General features: G+C 56.3%; 24 protein-coding genes. 14 read left to right on the top strand and 10 right to left on the bottom strand.

The annotated features are described in order from the left end of the window. Positions 1-33 precede the first annotated feature (33 nt). The 7 genes from queA to IM303_RS17860 all read left to right on the top strand — a co-directional run bounded on the left by queA (position 34) and on the right by IM303_RS17860 (position 6,700). On the top strand, positions 34-1,104 hold the full coding sequence (gene queA / locus IM303_RS17890) for a tRNA preQ1(34) S-adenosylmethionine ribosyltransferase-isomerase QueA (protein ID WP_028012140.1): 1,071 nt from the start codon (positions 34-36) through the stop codon (positions 1,102-1,104). 53 nt (positions 1,105-1,157) lie between these two features. Further along, on the top strand, positions 1,158-2,285 hold the full coding sequence (gene tgt / locus IM303_RS17885) for a tRNA guanosine(34) transglycosylase Tgt (protein WP_045259930.1): 1,128 nt from the start codon (positions 1,158-1,160) through the stop codon (positions 2,283-2,285). 22 nt (positions 2,286-2,307) lie between these two features. After that, positions 2,308-2,640 carry a preprotein translocase subunit YajC gene (yajC, locus tag IM303_RS17880; RefSeq protein WP_000007630.1) on the top strand — a complete coding sequence of 111 codons (333 nt, stop codon included), beginning with the start codon at positions 2,308-2,310 and terminating at the stop codon, positions 2,638-2,640. A gap of 27 nt (positions 2,641-2,667) precedes the next feature. Beyond that, the gene (secD, locus tag IM303_RS17875; RefSeq protein WP_075206586.1) at positions 2,668-4,515 is read left to right on the top strand and encodes a protein translocase subunit SecD; all 1,848 of its coding nucleotides are present in this window, start codon (positions 2,668-2,670) and stop codon (positions 4,513-4,515) included. A gap of 10 nt (positions 4,516-4,525) precedes the next feature. Continuing rightward, entirely contained in the window at positions 4,526-5,497 is a 972-nt protein-coding gene (gene secF, locus IM303_RS17870; RefSeq protein ID WP_047367602.1) for a protein translocase subunit SecF, read from the top strand. Positions 5,498-5,639: 142 nt separating this feature from the next. Beyond that, entirely contained in the window at positions 5,640-6,005 is a 366-nt protein-coding gene (locus IM303_RS17865) for a VOC family protein (RefSeq protein WP_192986311.1), read from the top strand. 14 nt (positions 6,006-6,019) lie between these two features. Continuing rightward, positions 6,020-6,700, top strand: a complete 681-nt coding sequence (locus tag IM303_RS17860; protein ID WP_028012145.1) for a YafY family protein — start codon at positions 6,020-6,022, stop codon at positions 6,698-6,700. 118 nt (positions 6,701-6,818) lie between these two features. Here IM303_RS17860 and IM303_RS17855 read toward each other — a convergent pair whose 3' ends face one another. Both IM303_RS17855 and IM303_RS17850 read right to left on the bottom strand, forming a co-directional pair. After that, positions 6,819-7,703: a nucleoside-specific channel-forming protein Tsx gene (locus IM303_RS17855; RefSeq protein ID WP_028012146.1), complete on the bottom strand. Its 885-nt coding sequence runs from the start codon at positions 7,701-7,703 to the stop codon at positions 6,819-6,821. Between the two features lie 270 nt (positions 7,704-7,973). After that, on the bottom strand, positions 7,974-8,513 hold the full coding sequence (locus IM303_RS17850; RefSeq protein ID WP_150142945.1) for a DUF3251 domain-containing protein: 540 nt from the start codon (positions 8,511-8,513) through the stop codon (positions 7,974-7,976). A gap of 150 nt (positions 8,514-8,663) precedes the next feature. On the opposite strand from IM303_RS17850, the gene nrdR reads away from it, so the two are divergent. The 5 genes from nrdR to thiL all read left to right on the top strand — a co-directional run bounded on the left by nrdR (position 8,664) and on the right by thiL (position 12,269). Further along, positions 8,664-9,113, top strand: coding sequence for a transcriptional regulator NrdR (nrdR, locus tag IM303_RS17845; RefSeq protein ID WP_008503337.1), 450 nt, complete (start codon positions 8,664-8,666; stop codon positions 9,111-9,113). Positions 9,114-9,117: 4 nt separating this feature from the next. Then, a complete protein-coding gene (gene ribD, locus IM303_RS17840; protein WP_049001889.1) occupies positions 9,118-10,221 on the top strand; it encodes a bifunctional diaminohydroxyphosphoribosylaminopyrimidine deaminase/5-amino-6-(5-phosphoribosylamino)uracil reductase RibD in 1,104 nt (367 codons plus the stop codon). Positions 10,222-10,308: 87 nt separating this feature from the next. Continuing rightward, on the top strand, positions 10,309-10,779 hold the full coding sequence (ribE, locus tag IM303_RS17835) for a 6,7-dimethyl-8-ribityllumazine synthase (RefSeq protein ID WP_006176874.1): 471 nt from the start codon (positions 10,309-10,311) through the stop codon (positions 10,777-10,779). 21 nt (positions 10,780-10,800) lie between these two features. Then, complete coding sequence (gene nusB, locus IM303_RS17830) at positions 10,801-11,220, top strand: transcription antitermination factor NusB (RefSeq protein ID WP_006809908.1); 420 nt, start codon at positions 10,801-10,803, stop codon at positions 11,218-11,220. 77 nt (positions 11,221-11,297) lie between these two features. Continuing rightward, positions 11,298-12,269 (top strand): thiamine-phosphate kinase, encoded by a 972-nt coding sequence (gene thiL / locus IM303_RS17825; protein WP_049001891.1) that lies wholly within the window; start codon positions 11,298-11,300, stop codon positions 12,267-12,269. A gap of 49 nt (positions 12,270-12,318) precedes the next feature. Here the strand turns inward: thiL and IM303_RS17820 are convergent, their stop codons facing one another. From IM303_RS17820 to xseB, 4 genes are all read right to left on the bottom strand, one after another. Next, entirely contained in the window at positions 12,319-13,293 is a 975-nt protein-coding gene (locus IM303_RS17820) for an aldo/keto reductase (RefSeq protein WP_049001893.1), read from the bottom strand. Between the two features lie 62 nt (positions 13,294-13,355). Further along, on the bottom strand, positions 13,356-15,218 hold the full coding sequence (gene dxs, locus IM303_RS17815) for a 1-deoxy-D-xylulose-5-phosphate synthase (protein ID WP_126345114.1): 1,863 nt from the start codon (positions 15,216-15,218) through the stop codon (positions 13,356-13,358). 24 nt (positions 15,219-15,242) lie between these two features. Further along, on the bottom strand, positions 15,243-16,142 hold the full coding sequence (gene ispA, locus IM303_RS17810; RefSeq protein WP_028012152.1) for a (2E,6E)-farnesyl diphosphate synthase: 900 nt from the start codon (positions 16,140-16,142) through the stop codon (positions 15,243-15,245). Further along, positions 16,143-16,385: an exodeoxyribonuclease VII small subunit gene (xseB, locus tag IM303_RS17805; RefSeq protein WP_003859094.1), complete on the bottom strand. Its 243-nt coding sequence runs from the start codon at positions 16,383-16,385 to the stop codon at positions 16,143-16,145. A gap of 178 nt (positions 16,386-16,563) precedes the next feature. Here xseB and thiI point away from each other — a divergent pair, with 178 nt between their 5' ends. After that, a complete protein-coding gene (gene thiI, locus IM303_RS17800; protein WP_045259896.1) occupies positions 16,564-18,012 on the top strand; it encodes a tRNA uracil 4-sulfurtransferase ThiI in 1,449 nt (482 codons plus the stop codon). Positions 18,013-18,099: 87 nt separating this feature from the next. Here thiI and yajL read toward each other — a convergent pair whose 3' ends face one another. Both yajL and panE read right to left on the bottom strand, forming a co-directional pair. Next, the gene (gene yajL, locus IM303_RS17795) at positions 18,100-18,693 is read right to left on the bottom strand and encodes a protein deglycase YajL (RefSeq protein ID WP_048999045.1); all 594 of its coding nucleotides are present in this window, start codon (positions 18,691-18,693) and stop codon (positions 18,100-18,102) included. Then, entirely contained in the window at positions 18,656-19,567 is a 912-nt protein-coding gene (panE, locus tag IM303_RS17790; RefSeq protein ID WP_041911083.1) for a 2-dehydropantoate 2-reductase, read from the bottom strand. Before panE ends, yajL begins: the two co-directional genes overlap by 38 nt. A 121-nt stretch (positions 19,568-19,688) precedes the next feature. Between panE and IM303_RS17785 the strand changes: the two genes are divergently transcribed. Beyond that, a complete protein-coding gene (locus IM303_RS17785) occupies positions 19,689-20,180 on the top strand; it encodes a YajQ family cyclic di-GMP-binding protein (RefSeq protein WP_023293165.1) in 492 nt (163 codons plus the stop codon). A 32-nt stretch (positions 20,181-20,212) separates the two neighbouring features. Here the strand turns inward: IM303_RS17785 and IM303_RS17780 are convergent, their stop codons facing one another. Next, positions 20,213-21,574 (bottom strand): MFS transporter, encoded by a 1,362-nt coding sequence (locus IM303_RS17780; RefSeq protein ID WP_193360138.1) that lies wholly within the window; start codon positions 21,572-21,574, stop codon positions 20,213-20,215. Between the two features lie 148 nt (positions 21,575-21,722). Continuing rightward, entirely contained in the window at positions 21,723-22,610 is an 888-nt protein-coding gene (gene cyoE, locus IM303_RS17775; RefSeq protein ID WP_003859062.1) for a heme o synthase, read from the bottom strand. Positions 22,611-22,612 lie beyond the last annotated feature (2 nt).

Here is a 22,612-nt window from a genome sequence, read left to right as displayed (position 1 = left end):
ATGCCGCCTGTTTTTAAGTCACGAGTATACGTCATGCGCGTCGCCGATTTCTCCTTTGAACTACCTGAATCCCTGATTGCTCACTATCCCATGCCTGAGCGCAGCAGCTGTCGCTTACTGTCACTGGATGGGCCAACGGGCGAGCTGACGCACGGTACTTTCACCGATTTGCTCGACAAGCTCAACCCTGGCGATCTGCTGGTCTTTAACAATACCCGCGTGATCCCGGCGCGCCTGTTTGGCCGTAAGGCCAGCGGCGGCAAGATTGAAGTGCTGGTCGAACGTATGCTCGATGATAAACGTATTCTGGCACATATTCGCGCTTCCAAAGCGCCGAAGCCGGGCGCGGAGCTGCTGCTGGGTGATGACGAAAGCATCAAGGCGACCATGACCGCGCGCCACGACGCGCTGTTCGAGGTGGCGTTCGACGACGAACGTACGGTGCTCGATATCCTGAACGCCATCGGCCATATGCCGCTGCCGCCGTACATTGAGCGCCCGGACGAAGAGGCCGATCGCGAGCTGTACCAGACCGTCTACAGCCAGAAGCCTGGCGCGGTCGCGGCGCCAACCGCAGGTCTGCACTTTGATGAACCGCTGCTGGAAAAGCTGCGCGCGAAGGGCGTTGAGATGGCGTTTGTGACGCTGCACGTCGGCGCGGGCACCTTCCAGCCGGTGCGCGTGGACAGCATTGAAGACCACATCATGCACTCCGAGTATGCCGAAGTGCCGCAGGATGTGGTGGACGCAGTGCTGGCGGCGAAAGCGCGCGGTAGCCGCGTCGTGGCCGTCGGTACGACGTCCGTGCGTTCACTGGAAAGCGCCGCGCAGGCAGCTAAAAACGGTCTTATCGAGCCGTTCTTTGGCGATACGCAGATCTTCATCTACCCGGGCTATCAGTACAAAGTGATTGACGCGCTGGTGACCAACTTCCATCTGCCTGAATCGACGCTGATTATGCTGGTCTCTGCGTTTGCGGGTTATCAGCATACGATGAATGCGTACAAGTCTGCGGTAGAACAAAAATATCGCTTTTTTAGCTACGGGGACGCGATGTTTATCACGTACAATCCGCTGGCTTTGAATGAGCGTGTCGGGGAATAAGTCCGCGGCACCGTATGACAACGTTGGACTGTTTTTCTGACGTCGGAGAAAAAATGAAATTTGAACTCGATACCACCGATGGCCGCGCGCGTCGCGGTCGCCTGGTGTTTGATCGCGGCGTGGTGGAAACCCCCGCGTTTATGCCTGTGGGCACGTACGGCACCGTAAAAGGGATGACGCCGGAAGAAGTTGAAGCCACGGGCGCACAGATTATCCTCGGCAATACCTTCCACCTGTGGCTGCGTCCAGGTCAGGAGATCATGAAGCTCCACGGCGATCTGCACGATTTTATGCAGTGGAAAGGCCCGATCCTGACCGACTCCGGCGGCTTCCAGGTCTTCAGCCTGGGCGATATCCGCAAGATCACCGAGCAGGGCGTACACTTCCGTAACCCGATCAACGGCGATCCGATTTTCCTCGATCCCGAAAAGTCGATGGAGATTCAGTACGATCTCGGCTCCGACATCGTGATGATCTTCGATGAATGTACGCCGTACCCGGCAGACTGGGACTACGCGAAACGCTCTATGGAGATGTCTCTGCGCTGGGCGAAGCGCAGCCGCGACCGTTTTGACTCCCTGCAGAACAAAAATGCGCTGTTCGGCATCATTCAGGGCAGCGTTTACGAAGATTTACGCGATATCTCTGTTAAAGGTCTGGTAGAGATAGGTTTTGATGGCTACGCTGTCGGCGGTTTGGCTGTGGGTGAGCCGAAGGAAGACATGCACCGCATTCTGGAGCACGTCTGCCCGCAAATCCCGGCGGATAAACCACGATACCTGATGGGTGTGGGTAAACCCGAAGATCTGGTGGAAGGCGTACGTCGCGGCATTGATATGTTCGACTGCGTGATGCCAACCCGCAACGCGCGTAACGGTCATCTGTTCGTTACCGATGGCGTGGTGAAAATCCGTAACGCGAAGCATAAGAGTGACACCAGCCCGCTCGATTCCGAGTGCGATTGCTATACCTGTCGCAATTATTCTCGCGCGTATCTGCATCATCTCGATCGTTGTAATGAGATTTTGGGCGCGCGTCTCAATACGATTCATAATCTTCGCTACTATCAGCGCTTAATGTCTGGTTTACGCAAGGCTATCGAAGAGGGTAAATTAGAGAGCTTCGTGACCGATTTTTACCAACGTCAGGGGCGGGATGTTCCACCGTTGAACGTTGATTAATATTAATAATGAGGGAATTTGAATGAGCTTTTTTATTTCTGATGCGGTAGCGGCAACAGGTGCTCCGGCGCAGGGCAGCCCGATGTCTCTGATCCTGATGCTGGTTGTGTTCGGTCTGATCTTCTACTTCATGATCCTGCGCCCACAGCAGAAGCGTACCAAAGAGCACAAAAAGCTGATGGACTCCATCGCGAAAGGCGATGAAGTGCTGACCAACGGTGGTCTGGTCGGCCGCGTAACCAAAGTGGCTGAAAGCGGCTACATTGCTATCGCCCTGAACGACACCACTGAAGTGGTTATCAAACGTGACTTCGTAGCTGCCGTTCTGCCGAAAGGCACCATGAAGGCGCTGTAATCCCAACTTTTCCCAAAGGGAACTGCCGTGTTAAACCGTTATCCTTTGTGGAAGTACATCATGCTGGTCGTCGTGATTATCGTCGGCCTGCTGTACGCGCTTCCCAACCTGTATGGTGAGGATCCGGCCGTTCAAATCACTGGCGCGCGCGGTGTCGCCGCCAGTGAGCAAACGCTGATCCAGGTCCAGAAAACGTTACAAGAAGAAAAAATTACCGCTAAGTCTGTGGCTCTGGAAGAGGGTGCAATTCTTGCTCGCTTCGACACCACCGACACGCAGCTCCGCGCTCGCGAAGCGCTGATGGGCGTGCTGGGTGACAAATATGTCGTGGCGCTTAACCTTGCTCCTGCAACCCCTCGCTGGCTGGCTGCGCTGAACGCAGAGCCAATGAAGCTGGGTCTTGACCTGCGTGGCGGCGTTCACTTCCTGATGGAAGTGGATATGGATACCGCGCTCGGCAAGCTGCAGGAACAGAATATCGACAGCCTGCGCAGCGATCTGCGCGACAAAGGCATCCCATACACTACCGTGCGTAAAGAAGATAACTACGGCATGAGCATCACGTTCCGCGACAGCGCGGCGCGCGATCAGGCTGTAGATTACCTGACCCAACGTCACCGTGACCTGGTGATCACCTCTCAGGGCAGCAACCAGCTGCGTGCGGTGATGTCCGATGCGCGTCTGAAAGAAGCGCGTGAATATGCCGTTCAGCAGAACATCAACATTCTGCGTAACCGTGTAAACCAGCTGGGCGTGGCTGAGCCGCTGGTACAGCGTCAGGGTGCTGACCGTATCGTGGTTGAACTGCCGGGTATCCAGGATACCGCGCGTGCGAAAGAGATCCTCGGTGCGACCGCGACGCTGGAATTCCGTCTGGTGAACTCCAATGTCGATCAGTCTGCCGCGGCGTCTGGCCGTATTCCGGGTGACTCCGAAGTGAAACAGACCCGTGAAGGTCAGCCGGTTGTGCTGTACAAGCGCGTGATCCTGACCGGTGACCACATCACCGACTCCACTTCAAGCCAGGATGAGTACAACCAGCCGCAGGTTAACATCTCGCTGGATAGCGCGGGTGGTAACATCATGTCTAACTTCACCAAGGACAACATCGGCAAACCGATGGCGACCCTGTTCGTGGAGTACAAAGACAGCGGTAAGAAAGATGCAAACGGTCGTGCGGTGCTGGTGAAAGAGGAAGAGGTGATTAACATCGCCAACATCCAGTCTCGTCTGGGTAACAGCTTCCGTATTACCGGTATTAACAACCCGAACGAAGCGCGTCAGCTTTCGCTGCTGCTGCGTGCCGGTGCGCTGATTGCGCCAATTCAGATTGTTGAAGAACGTACCATTGGTCCAACCCTGGGTATGCAAAACATCCAGCAGGGTCTGGAAGCGTGTCTGGCCGGTCTGGCGGTCTCTATCCTCTTCATGATCTTCTTCTATAAGAAGTTCGGTCTGATTGCGACCTCCGCGCTGATCGCAAACCTGGTGCTGATCATCGGCATTATGTCCCTGCTGCCGGGGGCGACGCTGACCATGCCGGGGATTGCGGGTATCGTTCTGACCCTTGCGGTGGCGGTCGACGCCAACGTACTGATTAACGAACGTATCAAAGAAGAGTTGAGCAACGGTCGCTCTGTCCAGCAGGCGATTGACGAAGGTTATAAAGGCGCGTTCAGCTCTATCTTCGATGCGAACGTAACAACACTGATTAAGGTTCTTATCCTGTATGCAGTGGGTACTGGCGCGATCAAAGGCTTTGCGATTACCACCGGTATCGGTGTCGCAACGTCAATGTTTACCGCTATTGTCGGCACCCGTGCCATCGTGAACCTGCTGTACGGCGGCAAGCGCGTCAAAAAGCTGTCTATCTGAGGAGTGCGTTGTGGCACAGGAATATACTGTTGAACAATTGAACCATGGCCGTAAAGTCTGGGACTTTATGCGCTGGGACTACTGGGCCTTCGGCATTTCAGGTTTACTGCTGATTTTGTCCATCGTCATTATGGGCGTGAAAGGCTTTAACTGGGGTCTCGATTTCACCGGTGGTACGGTCATCGAGATCTCCCTGGAAAAACCGGTCGATATGGACCAGATGCGCGAATCGCTGCAGAAAGCGGGCTTTGAAGAGCCGCTGCTGCAGAACTTCGGCAGCAGCCGCGACATCATGGTGCGTATGCCGCCGGTGCACGATGCCAACGGCAGCCAGGAGCTGGGCAGCAAGGTCGTACAGGTCATTAACGAGACCACCAGCCAGAGCGCGGCGGTCAAGCGTATTGAGTTCGTCGGCCCGAGCGTGGGTGCGGACCTGGCGCAAACCGGCGCCATGGCGCTGCTGGTGGCGCTGATCTCCATCCTGGTGTACGTCGGTTTCCGCTTCGAGTGGCGACTTGCGGCCGGTGTGGTTATCGCCCTGGCGCACGACGTGGTGATCACCATGGGCATACTGTCTCTGTTCCACATTGAGATTGACCTGACCATCGTGGCATCCCTTATGTCCGTAATCGGTTACTCACTGAACGACAGTATCGTGGTATCTGACCGTATCCGTGAAAACTTCCGTAAGATCCGTCGCGGCACGCCGTACGAAATCTTTAACGTGTCGTTGACCCAGACGCTGCATCGTACCTTGATCACCTCCGGTACTACCCTGATGGTGATCCTGATGCTGTTCCTCTTCGGTGGCCCGGTGCTGGAAGGCTTCTCGCTGACCATGCTGATCGGTGTCTCCATCGGTACGGCGTCGTCTATTTACGTGGCGTCCGCTCTGGCACTGAAACTTGGCATGAAGCGCGAGCACCTGCTCCAGCAGAAGGTCGAGAAAGAAGGGGCGGATCAGCCGTCCATTCTGCCGTAAGGCGACGTTTAGCGCGTTATCGGAATCCCGGTCTGTTGACCGGGATTTTTTTTATCTGCTCCTGACAAACACTCCTGACAGTATGCTGTCAGGAGCCCTGCCGTAGACTCCTTCTGAACCCACACAACAGGCAGGAGGATGTATGAAAAGCGTAATTAACTGGTTTGAAATTCCGGTTTCGGATATGGATCGCGCCATCAAATTTTATGAGCAGGTGATGCAGCTCGCGCTGCGTCGCGAGAAAATGGACATTGCCGAGCTGGCGGTTTTCCCGCATGAGGATCCCGCCACCGGAGGAGCGCTGGCAAAATTTGACGGCGTTACGCCCTCTTTGCAGGGCGCTATTATTTACCTGCATACTGACAATCTGGCGGCCACGCTCGATCGCATTGCCTCTGCGGGCGGCGAGTGCGTGTTTGGCCCGCTGGAACTGCCGCATGGTATCGGCACTATCGCACTGTTTACCGACAGCGAGGGTAACCGCGTCGGCCTTCATCAACCTGCCTGAGAGCGAATGACGTTATGACCCGACGCGCTGACCGTTTGTTTCAGATTGTGCAGATCCTGCGGGGCAGGCGTCTGACAACGGCTGCGCATCTGGCGGACCGGCTTGGCGTGTCCGAGCGCACGGTCTACCGCGATATCCGCGACCTGTCGCTTTCCGGCGTCCCGGTGGAAGGCGAGGCGGGAAGCGGATATCGGCTGATGTCGGGTTTTGACCTGCCGCCGCTGATGCTGACAAATAAGGAATCCGAAGCGCTGATGGTCGCGATTCGCCTGCTCAAAACCTGGGGAGGTGAATCGCTGTCGCGCGAGCTGGAGTCGGCCCAGGAGAAGGTGCTTGCTATTCTGCCCGAGGAGAGCCGCAGAAAGGCGGAGCAGACGCGGATCTACGCCCCGGATTTTTGCATGCAAAGCCACTCCCGCAGCGATTTTGACATGATTCACCAGGCGATTTCCGCTCAGCGCGTATTGGCGCTGCATTATCGTGATGAAGCCGGGCTACTCTCAAAACGTGAGGTGCAACCGCTGGGGTTGTTCTTCTGGGGAGAGCGCTGGCTGCTGGCGGCATGGTGTGAACGGCGCGATGACTACCGCTGTTTCCGGCTCGACCGGTGTCTCAATGTTGTAATGACGGAGAGGCGGTTCAGTGAGAGTGCGGACAGGTCTTTGGCGGATTTTTTGCGCAAGGTGAAGCAGTAAAAAGCCGGGTGGCGAGGTAAAAGCAAAACGGCAACGATGTTGCCGTTTTTTGTGTTTGCACCCTCTCCCATGGGAGAGGGAAGGGGTGAGGGCACCAGCCCGCACAATCCCGCACTGATTAGAAGTTGTAACCCACGACCAGGTAACCACCCCAGCCGGTAGAGCGGACGCTAAAGTCGCCGTTACCGAAGTTCAGGCTCGCGTCGTCGTTCCACTGGCCACCGTTGTGCCAGTAACGCGCAACAACAGAGTAGTGCCAGTGATCGTAGTTCAGCGCCAGGATGTGGCTGGAGGCGATGGAATCGTTGGTACGCGCTTTCTTGCCGTTCAGGTCACGGAAATCGTCGTCGCCCAGGTCTGAGCCCCAGTCAAAGTTAGTGAAACCGATGTAGCTCAGATTACCGCCCCACAGCTGGGTAATTGGCACGAAGTATTTCACTTTGAAACGGTAGCCGTCCCACTCGTTTTCATTCGCTGCGCCGTAGTTCTGCCACTGGTATTTTGCATACACGTTCAGGGACAGGCTCATCGGCAGGCCGGTGTCAATGTCAGTACCCAGACCCATATACCAGGTGCTCTGACGACCGGACTTATTGCGGCCCATGTCGTAGATGTAGTTGTTCGCGAAGTACCACTCTTTGAACGGACCAAACGCCAGGCTGGTACCGGTCAGTTTGTCGATGGAGAAGCGCGGTTCAATCTCCATGAACAGTGGGGAACCGTGGTTCCAGATACCTTTTGCATCGGTGTTACCACCGAAGAACACAGGCGCATCCATATAGCCGTAGAAATCAAACCAGTCTTTCTTGGCGAACGCTTCATATTCCAGGTAGGTATCGTTGCGGATCTGCGGTCCGAAACGGGTGTGGTAGCTGCCTACCACGTTAACGCTCTGGTGCCACCAGTCGGAGAGGTATTGTGGTTTCTCGTTTTCCGCTGCGTTAACAGTGAAAGAGGAGGACAGTGCCAGAACTGCACCGGCTGCGAGTAATGTTTTTTTCATAATCATGCCACTGATTGAAATTCCCTTCCGGGAGTGAAAAATGCGCGAATTGCGTTTCTAAATATTTCGTGTTTCTGCGGTGCCTATTATAGGAATCCCTGCTCACAAAAATATGTGTTGTTTCACATATCTCTCACACGCGTAATCGATTGCGTTCACGTTTGCGTACTTTAAACGGCCGGGATTGTAGCGGCAATCATTTCTGTTGCCAATCCATACGAAATGTAAATGTTAGCGGAGTGACATTTCACTCCGCTCAAAAGGAAGGGATTACTGCGCGGCAGGTTGGATGTCGTGAATGCGGATAAAGCCTAACTGCTCAGGCGTAAGTCCGCTTAGCTGAAGTGGAATATCCACATCGCTGGGCGCTAACACGCTGGCCGGAGCGGTGAACAGCTGGTTCTTCACGTTCACCTCCTGGTAGCTCTCCGTGGTGCCCTGGATCTGGCCCCACTCTACGGTGCCGCTGAAGGCGGGCAGCGGCTCGTTGGACTCACCGTGAATACGTAATGTTGCGCGCGTACCATCCGCATTCGCCGCCACATTCACCAGAGACATCTTCAGCGTGCCAATCTGGCTATTAAGCAGGGCAGGCGTATTCGCTCCAGGCAGCAGATATACCCCGCTGGTGGATTTGGCGTTCAGCGCGTTTTGCTGGGTGATCTTCACCGTTTCTTTGTTCAGTTTGTCCATCGCCGTGTTGAGCGTATTCACGCTTTGTTTCATCTGGCGGACTTCGGTTTGCTGTGCACAGGCACTAAGGGTGAAGAGGCTCCCCACCAGTAAAATTTTCAGGTAACGTCTTGTCATAGCGTTTATTCCTTGAAATGACGGATCCCCATAATGGTAGCCAGCAACGTACCGCCAGACATAGATCCTTTATCTCAAAAGCTCCTCCTTTGTTGTCAGGCCAGATCAGGGTAAAATGAAAATCAGTTAACCAGATAACAGGGATACCGTATGCATTGCCCATTCTGCTCCGCTGTGGATACCAAAGTCATCGACTCTCGCCTTGTGGGCGAAGGGTCTTCTGTACGCCGTCGTCGGCAGTGTCTGGTGTGCAACGAGCGTTTCACGACCTTTGAGGTTGCAGAGCTGGTAATGCCGCGCGTGGTAAAAAGTAACGACGTGCGCGAGCCGTTTAACGAAGAGAAACTGCGCAGTGGAATGCTGAAGGCCCTCGAAAAACGGCCCGTCAGCGCGGATGATGTCGAAATGGCGTTAAACCACATTAAATCTTACCTGCGTGGCCTGGGCGAGCGTGAAGTGCCGAGCAAAATGATCGGCAACCTGGTGATGGAGCAGCTGAAAAAGCTCGATAAGGTCGCCTATATCCGCTTCGCCTCTGTCTACCGCAGTTTCGAAGATATCAAAGAGTTTGGCGAAGAGATCGCCCGCTTACAGGATTAAGCCCATGCAGGATGAGAAGTACATGGCGCGAGCCATGAAGCTGGCGCAGCGCGGTCGTTTTACCACCCATCCTAACCCCAACGTCGGGTGCGTTATCGTGAAAGATGGCGAGATCGTGGGGGAAGGGTTTCACTATCGCGCAGGCGAGCCGCATGCTGAAGTGCATGCCCTGCGTATGGCGGGGGAGAAAGCGCGAGGCGCGACGGCCTACGTGACGCTGGAGCCCTGCAGCCACCACGGGCGCACGCCGCCGTGCTGTGAAGCGCTGATTGCGGCAGGGGTTTCGCGCGTGGTCGCCGCTATGCAGGATCCTAACCCGCAGGTGGCGGGCCGCGGCCTGTATCGTCTGCAACAGGAAGGGATCGACGTCAGCCACGGCCTGATGATGCAAGATGCGGAAGCCATCAACAAAGGCTTTCTGAAGCGCATGCGCACCGGCTTCCCGTTTATTCAGCTTAAGCTGGGCGCCTCGCTGGACGGCCGTACGGCAATGGCGAACGGTGAAAGCCAGTGGATCACCTCGCCGCAGGCAAGGCGCGATGTGCAACGTCTGCGCGCGCAAAGCCATGCTATCCTCACCAGCAGTGAAACCGTTCTGGCTGACGATCCGGCCATGACCGTGCGCTGGGATGAGCTGAATGCCGATACCCAGGCGCTTTATCCGCAGGAGAACCTGCGCCAGCCGCTGCGTATTATTATTGATAGCCAGAACCGCGTGACCCCGGCGCACCGCATCGTGCAGCAGCCGGGTGAAACCTGGATTGCGCGCACCAAAGAAGATACGCGCGAATGGCCGGAAGGCGTGCGCAGCATTATGGTGCCGGAGCATAACGGACATCTGGATCTCGTGGTGCTGATGATGTTGCTCGGCAAGCAGCAGGTGAACAGTATCTGGGTCGAAGCCGGTCCGACGCTCGCCGGCGCGCTGCTCCAGGCGGGGCTGGTGGATGAACTGCTCGTCTACGTTGCGCCTAAACTGTTAGGTCACGACGCGCGCGGCCTGTTTGTGCTGCCTGGCCTTGAAAAACTGGCCGATGCACCGCAACTCACATTCAGCGAGATTCGTCCGGTGGGTCCGGATGTCTGCCTCCATTTAACGACAGCGTAATTGCTCCCGAAATAGGGAAGCAGTGCGCAAAGTATTATGATAAAATCCGCCCCCCTGCGGGGCCAAATGAACCCGTAAAGGAAGAGTATGAACATTATTGAAGCTGCTGTAGCTACCCCGGACGCTCGCGTCGCCATCACCATTGCGCGTTTCAACAACTTCATCAACGATAGCCTGCTGGAAGGTGCGATTGACGCCCTGAAACGTATCGGCCAGGTTAAAGATGACAACATTACCGTTGTTTGGGTTCCAGGCGCTTATGAACTGCCACTGGCGGCGGGCGCGCTGGCGAAAACCGGTAAATACGACGCGGTGATTGCGCTGGGTACCGTTATTCGTGGCGGCACTGCGCACTTCGAATACGTTGCGGGCGGTGCAAGCAACGGTCTGGCACACGTTGCGCAGGATGCTGAAATTCCTGTCGCGTTCGGCGTGCTGACCACCGAAAGTATTGAACAAGCCATCGAACGTGCTGGCACCAAAGCCGGTAACAAAGGTGCAGAAGCTGCACTGACCGCGCTTGAAATGATCAATGTATTGAAAGCCATTAAGGCCTGATTTTTTTGTAAGGGGAATTCCGTGAAACCTGCTGCTCGTCGCCGCGCCCGTGAATGTGCCGTCCAGGCACTTTACTCCTGGCAGTTGTCCCAGAACGACATCGCTGATGTTGAATACCAGTTCCTGTCAGAACAGGACGTGAAAGACGTTGACGTTCTGTACTTCCGTGAACTGCTGTCGGGAGTGGCGACTAATAGCGCGTATCTCGATGGCCTGATGAAGCCATACCTGTCCCGTCTGCTCGAAGAGCTGGGCCAGGTGGAAAAAGCAGTGTTGCGTATCGCGCTGTTTGAGCTGTCTAAACGTGATGATGTGCCGTACAAAGTGGCCATCAACGAAGCGATCGAACTGGCGAAAACCTTCGGCGCTGAAGACAGCCACAAGTTCGTTAACGGCGTACTTGATAAAGCCGCACCTGCGATCCGTCCCCACAAAAAGTGATCCGCAAACCGGAGTTCTGCATTGCCTGACGGGCAGTGCGGCTCCGGTTTTTTCTTTTATTTGCTGAGGCATAACGTATGGCATGCGGCGAATTCTCCCTGATTGCCCGTTATTTCGACCGTGTCAGAACCTCTCGTCTTGATGTTGAAACCGGCATTGGCGATGACTGTGCACTTCTCAATATTCCTGAAAAGCAGACGCTGGCAATCAGCACCGACACCTTAGTGTGCGGACGTCATTTCTTACGTGATATCGATCCTGCCGATCTGGCGTATAAAGCGCTGGCGGTCAACGTCAGCGATCTGGCGGCAATGGGCGCCGACCCGGCCTGGCTGACGCTGGCCCTGACGCTGCCGGAGGTGGATGAAGCCTGGCTTGAAGCGTTCAGCGATGCGCTGTTTGAACAGCTGAACTACTACGATATGCAGCTGATTGGCGGCGATACGACTGCCGGGCCGCTGTCGATGACCCTGGCGATCCACGGCTATGTGCCGCTCGGTCGCGCGCTGAAGCGCTCGGGCGCTAAACCGGGCGACTGGATCTACGTGACCGGGACGCCGGGAGACAGCGCGGCAGGGCTGGCGATCCTTCAGGATCGCTTAAACGTGAAGGACGCTGACGATGCGGCGTATCTGGTGAAGCGCCACCTGCGCCCGACACCACGTATTCTGCACGGTCAGGCGCTGCGCGAGCGGGCCAGTTCGGCTATCGATCTCTCTGACGGTCTCATCTCGGACCTCGGCCATATCCTGAAGGCCAGCGGGGTGGGCGCGCGCGTTGACCTGGATCTGTTCCCGCTGTCGGAGCAACTGCTTCGCCATGTGGAGCCTGAGCAGGCGCTGCGCTGGGCGCTCTCCGGTGGGGAAGACTACGAGTTGTGCTTCACGGTGCCAGAGCTGAACCGTGGAACGCTGGACGTGGCATTGGCCCATCTTGGCGCAAAGTTTACCTGCATCGGTCAGATCATGCCGGAGAGTGAAGGGCTGAAGTTTGTGAAAGACGGTGCGCCCGTTACGCTGGACTGGAAAGGGTACGATCACTTCGGGTAAGTTTGTGCGCTCAGCATTGCCGGGGAAGCGTACGCCACCCGGCAAGTGTTTACTTAAACCCCACCACCGGATGCTGCTGATACGGCGTCTCCAGCTCGGCTACCTGCTCCGGCGTCAGCGATAAATCCACCGCGCTTAACAACTCGTCCAGCTGTTCTTCCCGCGATGTACCAATAATCGGTGCGGCGACACCCCGCTTGCCCAGCAGCCACGCCAGCGCCACCTGCGCGCGCGTTGCGCCGATATCGTCGGCGATCCCGGCTAAACGTTCGGCAATCAGCGCATCGCTGGCTTCGGTACCGGAATAAAGATTTTTACCCACTTCATCCGATACCAGCCGCGCCGTGGTTTCTCCCCACGGACGGGTTAAGCGTCCGCGCGCCAGCGGGCTCCACGGGATCACCGCCACGCCTTCCTGGTAGCAGAGCGGCAGCATCTCGCGTTCTTCTTCCCGGTAAATCAGGTTGTAGTGATCCTGCATGGTGACAAAGCGCGCCCAGCCGTGCTGCGCCTGGAGATCGAGCGCCTGAGCAAACTGAGATGCGTGCATTGACGACGCGCCGATATAGCGCGCTTTACCCGCTTTCACGACATCGTTCAGCGCTTCAAGCGTCTCTTCAATTGGCGTGTTGTAATCCCAGCGGTGAATTTGCAGCAGGTCGACGTAATCCATGTTCAGGCGTCTGAGGCTGTCATCAATGGAGCGCAGGATCTGCGCGCGAGAGAGGCCTTCAGCCAGATCGCCTGACGGGTAATACACCTTGGTGGCGACCACAATCTCATCCCGACGAGCAAAATCACGCACAGCGCGGCCCACAATCTCTTCGCTGCTGCCGTCAGAGTAGCTGTTGGCGGTATCGAAGAAGTTGATGCCGCCGTCTATGGCGCTCTTGATGATAGGGCGGCTGCTCTCTTCCGGCAGCGTCCAGGCGTGATTTCCCCGGTCAGGCTCGCCAAAGGTCATGCAGCCCAGGCAAAGCCGGGACACCCTGAGGTCCGTTTTTCCTAATGTCGTGTATTGCATGGTTCCGCTCCTGCTGTTTAAACAATACGTTTAAGCATAGCAGGAGCGGAAAAGGGGAGGGATCAGGCCAGCCAGCTGCGGATTCTGGCTTCGATACCGGCGGCGTCCAGGCCGATGTCGGCACGCGCCTCGTCCTGTGTGCCTTGCGGGATGAAGTGGTCCGGCAGGCCGAGGTTCAGCACCGGAACCAATTTACGGTTCGCCATCAGTACCTCGTTAACGCCGCTGCCCGCACCGCCCATGATGGCGTTCTCTTCCAGCGTGACCAGCACGTCGTGGCTTTCCGCCATGCTCAGAATCAGAGATTCATCGAGCGGCTTCACAAAGCGCATATCCACCAGCGTCGCGTTCAGGGTTTCAGCGACTTTTGCCGCTTCCGGCATCAGCGTACCAAAGTTCAGGATCGCCACTTTTTCGCCGCGACGTTTCACCAGACCTTTACCGATCTCCAGTTTTTCCAGCGGCTGAAGTTCAACGCCAAGGGCATTGCCGCGTGGATAACGTACCGCGCAGGGGCCGTCCTGATAGTGGTAGCCGGTATACAGCATCTGACGACACTCGTTTTCGTCGCTTGGCGTCATGATGACCATGTCCGGGATGCAGCGCAGGAAGGAGAGATCAAACGCCCCCTGGTGCGTCTGGCCGTCGGCCCCCACGATGCCCGCGCGATCGATAGCAAACAGCACCGGCAGCTTCTGGATGGCAACGTCATGGATCACCTGGTCGTAGGCGCGCTGCAGGAAGGTGGAGTAAATCGCCACCACCGGCTTGTAGCCGCCAATCGCCAGGCCCGCCGCGAAGGTGACCGCGTGCTGCTCGGCAATGGCGACGTCGAAATACTGGTCCGGGTATTTTTTGGAGAACTCGACCATGCCGGAGCCTTCACGCATGGCAGGCGTAACCGCCATCAGCTTGTGATCTTTTGCCGCCGTCTCGCACAGCCAGTCGCCAAAGATTTTTGAGTAGCTCGGCATTCCGCCGCTGCTTTTCGGCAGGCAGCCGCTGGTATGGTCGAACTTTGGCACCGCGTGGAAGGTGATCGGATCTTTCTCCGCCGGTTCGTAGCCACGCCCTTTTTTAGTCATGATGTGCAGGAACTGCGGGCCTTTCAGGTCGCGCATGTTTTTAAGCGTGGTCACCAGACCCAGCACATCGTGCCCGTCCACCGGGCCGATATAGTTAAAGCCCAGCTCTTCGAACAGCGTGCCCGGTACGACCATGCCTTTGATGTGTTCTTCGGTACGCTTGAGCAGCTCTTTGATCGGCGGCACGCCGGAGAAAACTTTTTTCCCGCCTTCCCGCAGGGAGGAGTAAAGCTTGCCGGAAAGCAGCTGCGCCAGATGGTTGTTCAGCGCGCCGACGTTCTCGGAGATCGACATTTCGTTATCGTTGAGGATAACCAGCATGTCCGGCTTGATATCGCCCGCGTGGTTCATGGCTTCAAAAGCCATCCCGGCGGTGATCGCCCCGTCGCCAATCACGCAGACGGTGCGGCGCTGCTTGTTCTCTTTCTCGGCGGCAACGGCAATACCGATGCCCGCGGAAATGGAGGTTGAGGAGTGGCCGACGCTCAGCACGTCATACTCGCTCTCACCGCGCCACGGGAACGGGTGCAGGCCGCCCTTCTGACGAATGGTGCCAATTTTATCGCGACGTCCGGTCAGAATTTTGTGCGGATAGGCCTGGTGGCCCACGTCCCAGATAAGCTGATCGAACGGCGTGTTATAGACGTAATGCAACGCCACGGTCAGCTCAACCGTGCCAAGCCCGGAGGCGAAGTGGCCGCTGGAGCGGCTAACGCTGTCGAGCAGGTAGCGACGCAGCTCGTCACACAGCTTCGGCAGACTCTCTTTCGGCAACAGACGTAACTCCTGGGTGGAGTCAACTAACGCCAGTGTCGGGTATTTGGCAATATCAAAACTCATCAAAGGCTCATCGAGATATATAGTTTATTTATCACGCTGGATTATATAGTCCGCTAGCGCTTCCAGTGCCGAGGTATCCAGCGATTGCGCGGCCAGCTCATTCAGCGACTGGCGGGCATCGTCAATCAGATCCCGGGCTTTACGTTGGGCTTGCTCAAGACCCAGCAGGGCGGGATAGGTACTTTTGCCAAGCTGCTGGTCCGCACCCTGACGTTTACCCAATGTTGCAGTATCGCCCACCACATCCAGAATGTCATCCTGAACCTGGAATGCCAGACCGATACTTTCTGCATATCTGTCCAGAATCGGCAAGGCTTTGCGCCCTTGCTCACCCGCGCTCAGCGCGCCCAGGCGAACGGCGGAACGAATAAGCGCGCCCGTCTTATGGCGATGAATACGCTCCAGCTGTTCCAGATTAACCTGACGTCCTTCCGCTTCAAGATCCAGCGCCTGACCGCCGCACATGCCGGCCACGCCGCTGGCCATTGCCAGTTCGGAGATCATCGCCAGGCGGTCGCGGTCGGCCACTTCCGCCATCGGCGCATCACTGAGAATCGAGAACGCCAGCGTCTGCAAGGCATCGCCCGCCAGAATGGCATTCGCCTCGCCAAACTTAATGTGGCAGGTTGGCTGACCCCGGCGCAGATCGTCGTCGTCCATCGCCGGGAGATCGTCGTGGATCAGCGAGTAGGCATGGATGCACTCCACGGCGGCTGCCGGGGCGTCCAGCGTATTATCGCTGATGCCAAACATATTGCCCGTGGCATACACCAGGAACGGACGCAGGCGTTTTCCCCCTAAGAGTGCGCCATAGTGCATGGCTTCAACCAGTGGAGTGTTCTGAAAAGGCTGCGGCTCAATAAAACGGCGTAGGGCGTCGTTGGCGCGAACGACGCGCGCCTGAAGCGCGTTGGTAAAATCCATTTACTCGGCGTCCGGTGTGAATGGCGTGGTTTTAGCGTCTTCGCTGTCGGAAAGCAGGATCTGCACACGCTGCTCGGCCTGCTGGAGTTTTACCTGCCCCTGGCGCGCAAGCTGCACACCGCGCTCAAATTCGTTGAGGGCGTCTTCCAGCGGTAAATCGCCGCTCTCGAGGCGGGTAACAATCTGCTCAAGCTCACTCAGCGCAGTTTCAAAACTGGCCGGTGCGTCGTTCTTCTTCGGCATAGTGAATTAACTCTTATATTCTTCGCCCCAACATGGTAACGGACTCGGGGCAATTATCAAATAACGCGAGTGGCGCGATGGTGGTATACTTGCGCGCCTGGATGCAGCCACGGGTGTGGGCTGCTGTATCATTTTCCACTACAAGCCTTTATAAGCTTGCCTAAGAAACATTGCCGCCATGAAGTTTATCATTAAATTGTTCCCTGAAATCACCATCAAAAGCCAATCTGTGCGTTTGCGCTTTATTAAAATTCTCACCGGGAACATTCGTAACGTATTAAAACACTACGACGAAACGCTCGCCGTGGTGCGTCACTGGGACCACGTTGAAGTCCGCGCGAAAGACGAAAGCAAACGCCTTGATATTCGCGACGCGCTGACCCGTATTCCAGGTATTCACCATATTCTGGAAGTGGAAGACGTTCCGTTCAGCGATATGCACGATATCTTCGAAAAGGCGCTGGTACAGTACCGCGACCAGATCGAAGGCAAAACCTTCTGCGTGCGCGTGAAGCGTCGCGGTAAGCACGAGTTCAGCTCGATTGAAGTTGAGCGCTACGTTGGCGGCGGTCTGAACCAGCACGTTGAGACGGCGCGCGTGCGCCTGACTAACCCGGACGTCACCGTTAACCTTGAGATCGAGAACGATCGTCTGCTGCTGGTTAAGGGCCGTTATGAAGGTATTGGCGGTTTCCCGATCGGCACGCAGGAAGATGTGCTGTCGCTGATCTCAGGCGGCTTCGACTCCGGCGTCTCCAGCTATATGCTGATGCGTCGCGGCTGCCGCGTGCACTACTGCTTCTTCAACCTGGGCGGCGCGGCGCATGAAATTGGCGTTCGTCAGGTGGCGCATTACCTGTGGAACCGCTTCGGCAGCTCCCACCGCGTGCGTTTTGTGGCGATCAACTTTGAGCCGGTAGTGGGCGAAATCCTTGAAAAAGTGGATGACGGCCAGATGGGCGTCATCCTCAAACGTATGATGGTTCGCGCGGCGTCCAAAGTCGCCGAACGTTACGGCGTGCAGGCGCTGGTCACCGGCGAAGCGCTGGGCCAGGTCTCCAGCCAGACGCTGACCAACCTGCGTCTGATCGACAACGTATCAGATACGCTGATCCTGCGTCCGCTGATCTCCCACGATAAAGAGCACATCATCGACCTGGCGCGTGAAATCGGCACCGAAGACTTTGCCCGCACCATGCCGGAATACTGCGGCGTGATCTCAAAAAGCCCGACCGTCAAGGCAGTGAAGGCGAAGATCGAAGCGGAAGAAGAGAACTTCGATTTCAGCATCCTGGAAAGAGTGGTGGCAGAAGCGTCCAACATCGACATCCGCGAGATTGCCCAGCAGACCGAGCAGGAAGTGGTTGAAGTGGAAACCGTGAGCGGTTTCGGTGCGAACGATGCGATTCTGGATATCCGCTCCATTGACGAGCAGGATGACAAGCCGCTGAAGGTTGAAGGCGTAGAGGTGGTTTCTCTGCCGTTCTACAAGCTGAGCACTAAGTTTGGCGACCTCGATCAGAGCAAAACGTATCTGCTGTGGTGTGAGCGCGGGGTGATGAGCCGCCTGCAGGCGCTGTACCTGCGCGAGCAGGGATTCGCGAATGTGAAGGTGTATCGTCCGTAGCGTGCGGCCTGGTGCCCTCACATTAAAAACGGCAACCAAAGGTTGCCGTTTTGCTTTTACCTCGCACCACCCGGCTTTTTTTATGCACTACTCTTCATAGTAATTATAAATCCCCGCCGGCATCACCAGCGACGACGCCACTTCGTAGGCCTTCTCCCGCCCGACCAGCAGATCAATTATCTTTAAGCCAAAATCAATCGCGGTGCCGGGGCCCTGGCTGGTCAGCAGGTTGACGCGCGGATCCCAGACGACGCGTTTATCCACCCAATGATCTTCCGGGATCGTATCCTTAAGCCCCGGGAAGCCGGTCATATTGCCGATGGGGAAGATATCGTGCGGAATCAGAACTGTTCCAGCGGCGGCACAAATTGCCGCGACGATGCGGCCGGACAGATGAAACTGACGCACGGTTTCAACCAGCAGCGGGCTGTCGCGGAAACATTCCGCGCCTTTTAAGCCGCCGGGCAGGACGATGATGTCGTAATCGCCGTCAGCAACCTGGACAAGCGGTGCGTCTGCCAGGATTTTCACCCCTCGTGAACAGGTGATTGCCAGATTGCCGTCGCTGGCTACGCTGGCGGTTGTTACCTTAATGCCGCCACGTACCATTAAATCAATAGTGGTGACCGCTTCCATCTCTTCGCTACCAGGAGCGAGGCAAATCAGTGCCGACGCGCTCATATTCACTCTCCTTACGTTTAACCAGGTCATACAGACGGGCGTTTTCCGGCACGGCGATGCCGTGCGAGCGGGCGCGCTTTAGCAGATAGCCGGTAATGTAATCTATCTCCGTATGGCGTAATGCCCGAACGTCCTGCAGCATCGAGGAGATGTTCTCAGCCGTACTCTCAATAACCTGCTCGACATAACAGCGTAAATCCTCTGCTGAGGTGTGCAGGCCTTCTCGCTCAATGACCGACGCGACTTCTGCACACAGGGACGCCACCTCCTGCGGATGGTTTTTCAGTTCCCCGTTCGGGCAGTTCCACAGCGCCGTCAGCGGATTGATCACGCAGTTTACGGCCAGCTTGCGCCACAGCTGAGGGCGGATGTTGTTGTGCCAGGCGACGTCCGGCAAGACCTTTTGCAGAACATCGGCCAGATAGCTGTAGTCGCCATCCTGTGTTCTGGCCGGGCCGATGTGCGTCACGCCGCTGGCGACATGCACGATAATAGTCCCGTCGCGACGCGCAGCGTGGGTGGTGGTCGCCATTAGCAGAGGCTGCGGGACGCTTTTCAGCTCATCAAGGGTTCCCATACCGTTATGCAGCAGCAGAATGGGGGACGTGGGGGGGAGCTGCGCGGCCAGAGTCTTAACCGCATCTGAGACCTGCCACGCCTTGAGCGTCACCAGCAACAGGTCGCTTTGCGCCAGGAAATCAGGATCGTTTGCGGTGAGGGATTCGTTAAAAATGCTTCCGTCTTCACCAATCAGGTTGACACTGCAATAGGGCTGGGGCACGCGCAGCCAGCCCTGAACCTCATGTCCGTGCTTGCACAGCGCGGTCAGCCACAGCTGGCCGAGCGCTCCGCATCCGAGCACCGTAATTTTCATTGTTCCTCCTCACCTGCAACTGCGCCAGGTGTTACAGCTTAATTATACAGCTAAGCTTCTGTTGAGTTATGCCTCGTAGCGGGTATTATGCAACGCAACAAAAGTGAAGGGAGAAGAAAAGATGCCATCTTTCGATATTGTTTCCGAAGTTGATATCCAGGAAGTTCGCAACGGCGTTGAGAACGCAACCCGCGAAGTTGAGTCACGTTTCGATTTTCGCGGCGTTGAGGCGTCGTTTGAGCTGAACGACGCAAATAAGACCATTAAGGTGCTGAGCGAGTCTGATTTCCAGGTGAATCAGCTGCTCGACATTCTGCGCGCCAAGCTGTTAAAACGCGGCATCGAAGGAACGTCTCTGGACGTGCCGGACGAGTTTGTCCACAGCGGTAAGAACTGGTTTGTAGAAGCCAAACTGAAGCAGGGCATCGAGAGCGCGGTGCAGAAGAAGATCGTTAAGCTTATCAAAGACAGCAAGCTGAAGGTGCAGGCGCAGATCCAGGGCGAAGAAATTCGCGTGACCGGTAAATCTCGCGACGATCTCCAGTCCGTGATGGCACTGGTGCGCGGCGGGGATTTAGGACAGCCGTTCCAGTTTAAAAACTTCCGCGATTAAGACAAAAAAGCCCGGTTCAACCGGGCTTTTTTTCACGCTTTGAGCGCCTGCTCGATCTCAAAGCGGTTGGTCACTTTGCTGTCAATTTTGACATAAGCGCTGCGCTCTTCGGGGACAATCAGCACCTCTGTGACCCCTTCTTTTCCTTCCAGACGCTGCTTCAGCGCGTCGCTAATCTCCACGTCATCCGGGATTTCTACCCGCAGGCTGCTCACGTAGCGTGGCTCTTTCATGGTGCTGGCGACCAGCAGCCAGACTGTTGCCAGCAGCGCGCCCGCGAGAAACACGGTTTGTGAATCAAACAGGCCGTCGACCCAGCCGCCGAGCGATCCGCCGATCGCCACGCCGAGGAACTGGCTGGTGGAATAAATGCCCATTGCCGTGCCTTTGTAACCGGCGGGGGACTCTTTGCTGATCAGCGACGGCAGCAGCGCTTCCATCAGATTAAACGCCAGGAAGAACAGCTGCACGCCTGCGATCAGCTCCCAGAAGTGCGGGCCAGCGCCCCACAGCACAATCTCGGCAATCAGCAGTAACGCCACGCAGCCCACGAAGACGCGCTTCATTTTGCGCTTCACTTCGGCGTAGATGATGAACGGCACGACAGAGACAAACGAGATTAGCATCGTGACCAGATAAATTTTCCAGTGCTCGGCCGCCGGGAAACCTGCTGCGGCAAGCTGGCCGGGCAGGGCGACGAAGGTGGACATCAGCAGAATATGCAGGCACATAATGCCGAAGTTAAGCTTTAGCAGACGCGGCTCGGCGATGACTTTGCTAAAGCAGCCTTTAACCATCCCGGATTCACGGTTAAGGACGTGATTTTTACTGTCTGGCACAACCCACAGGGTGAGTGCGATCCCGATAGTCGCCAGCACCGCAATCATCCAGAACAGGGCATGCAGACCCAGTTTGTGCGTAATGATGGGACCGAGCACCATCGCAATCGCAAACGTTACGCCAAAGCTCACGCCGATGAACGCCATCGCTTTGGTGCGGTTTTGCTCGCGGGTTAAATCTGACAGTAGCGCCATCACCGCGGCGGCAATCGCGCCGGATCCCTGCAGGGCGCGGCCTAAAATAATGCCCCAGATGGAGTGGGAGAGGGCGGCAATAACGCTCCCGAGCACAAAGACCAGCAGCCCGCCTACAATCAGCGGCTTGCGGCCCACCCGATCAGAGAGCAGGCCAAAGGGGATCTGGAACACCGCCTGCGCCAGACCGTAAATGCCAATAGCAAGGCCAATCAGCGCTTCGCTGGCACCCTGTAACGCCATGCCGTACGTGGTCAGAACGGGCAGGACCATAAACATGCCAAGCATCCGCAGCGAGAAAACAGTCCCTAAACCCCAGGTCGCACGCAGCTCGCCCGGCGTCATTTTATAATCGTTCATTACCACCTCAATTTAAAAGCAGGCCATAGTGTAGTGCGGGGAAGGGGCGGGGTAAATAAAGGCTTATTTAACAAATATTACATGCGTAATTAATAGATTTCATGAATAAAAAAGGGTGCCGAAGCACCCTTTTCATCATCACATAAACTTACCAGACGTAAGTCAGCAGGTTTTGCGAGTCCGGCACCATGAAGTCTACGGACATCATCACGGACAGGGAGGTGATGGCGACAATCGAGAACACAAACAGCTTGCGTGCCCAGACTTTGTCATCTTCCACCTTGTAGCCGCGCAGGGCCATGCCGAGCCACCAGACGCTCACCGCGGCCGCTACCACCAGATATTTATATCCGGCGTAACCACCCAGAGAAAGCATCAGCGTTGCCACGGCAAAAGCGATGATGTAGAGCGTGATGTGGTTCTTGGCAACTGAAATGCCCTTCACGACCGGCAGAACCGGAATGTTCGCTGCCTGATAATCCTTGAAGCGGAAAATCGCGATGGCATAGGAGTGCGGCATCTGCCACAGGCTAAAGATAGCCAGCAGGATGAGCGCACCGCTGTCGAACTCGTTCGTGACGGCGCAGTAGCCAATCACCGGCGGCGCAGCGCCGGAAAGAGAACCAATCAGCGTGCCATAGACGGAGTGACGCTTCATATACAGGCTGTAGACGCCTACATACACCACGAACCCCATCACCCCCAGCCAGCAGGCCAGCGGGTTAGCACCAAACCACAGCAGCATAAAGCCAGCAATACCCAGCAAGGTGGCGTACACCAGCGAGACGGAAGGGGCAATCAGGCCTTTAACCAGCACCCGATTCTTGGTCCTTTCCATCTTCTTGTCGATATCCATGTCGATGTAGTTGTTAAATACACAACCGGACGCAACCACCAGTGACACACCGACCAGCGTGTAAATAAAGAGGGTGTAATCAATGCTGCCTTTAGAGGCCAGCAGGAACCCTCCGATTACGGAGATCAGGTTGCCAAAGATGATGCCTGGTTTCGTGACTTGCAGGTATTGCTTAAACATAC

The organism is Enterobacter cloacae complex sp. P38RS (genome assembly GCF_014930775.1).
GTDB lineage: Bacteria > Pseudomonadota > Gammaproteobacteria > Enterobacterales > Enterobacteriaceae > Enterobacter > Enterobacter bugandensis.
Note: the sequence above shows the minus strand (reverse complement) of the source record. Positions and strands in the feature narration are given on the sequence as shown.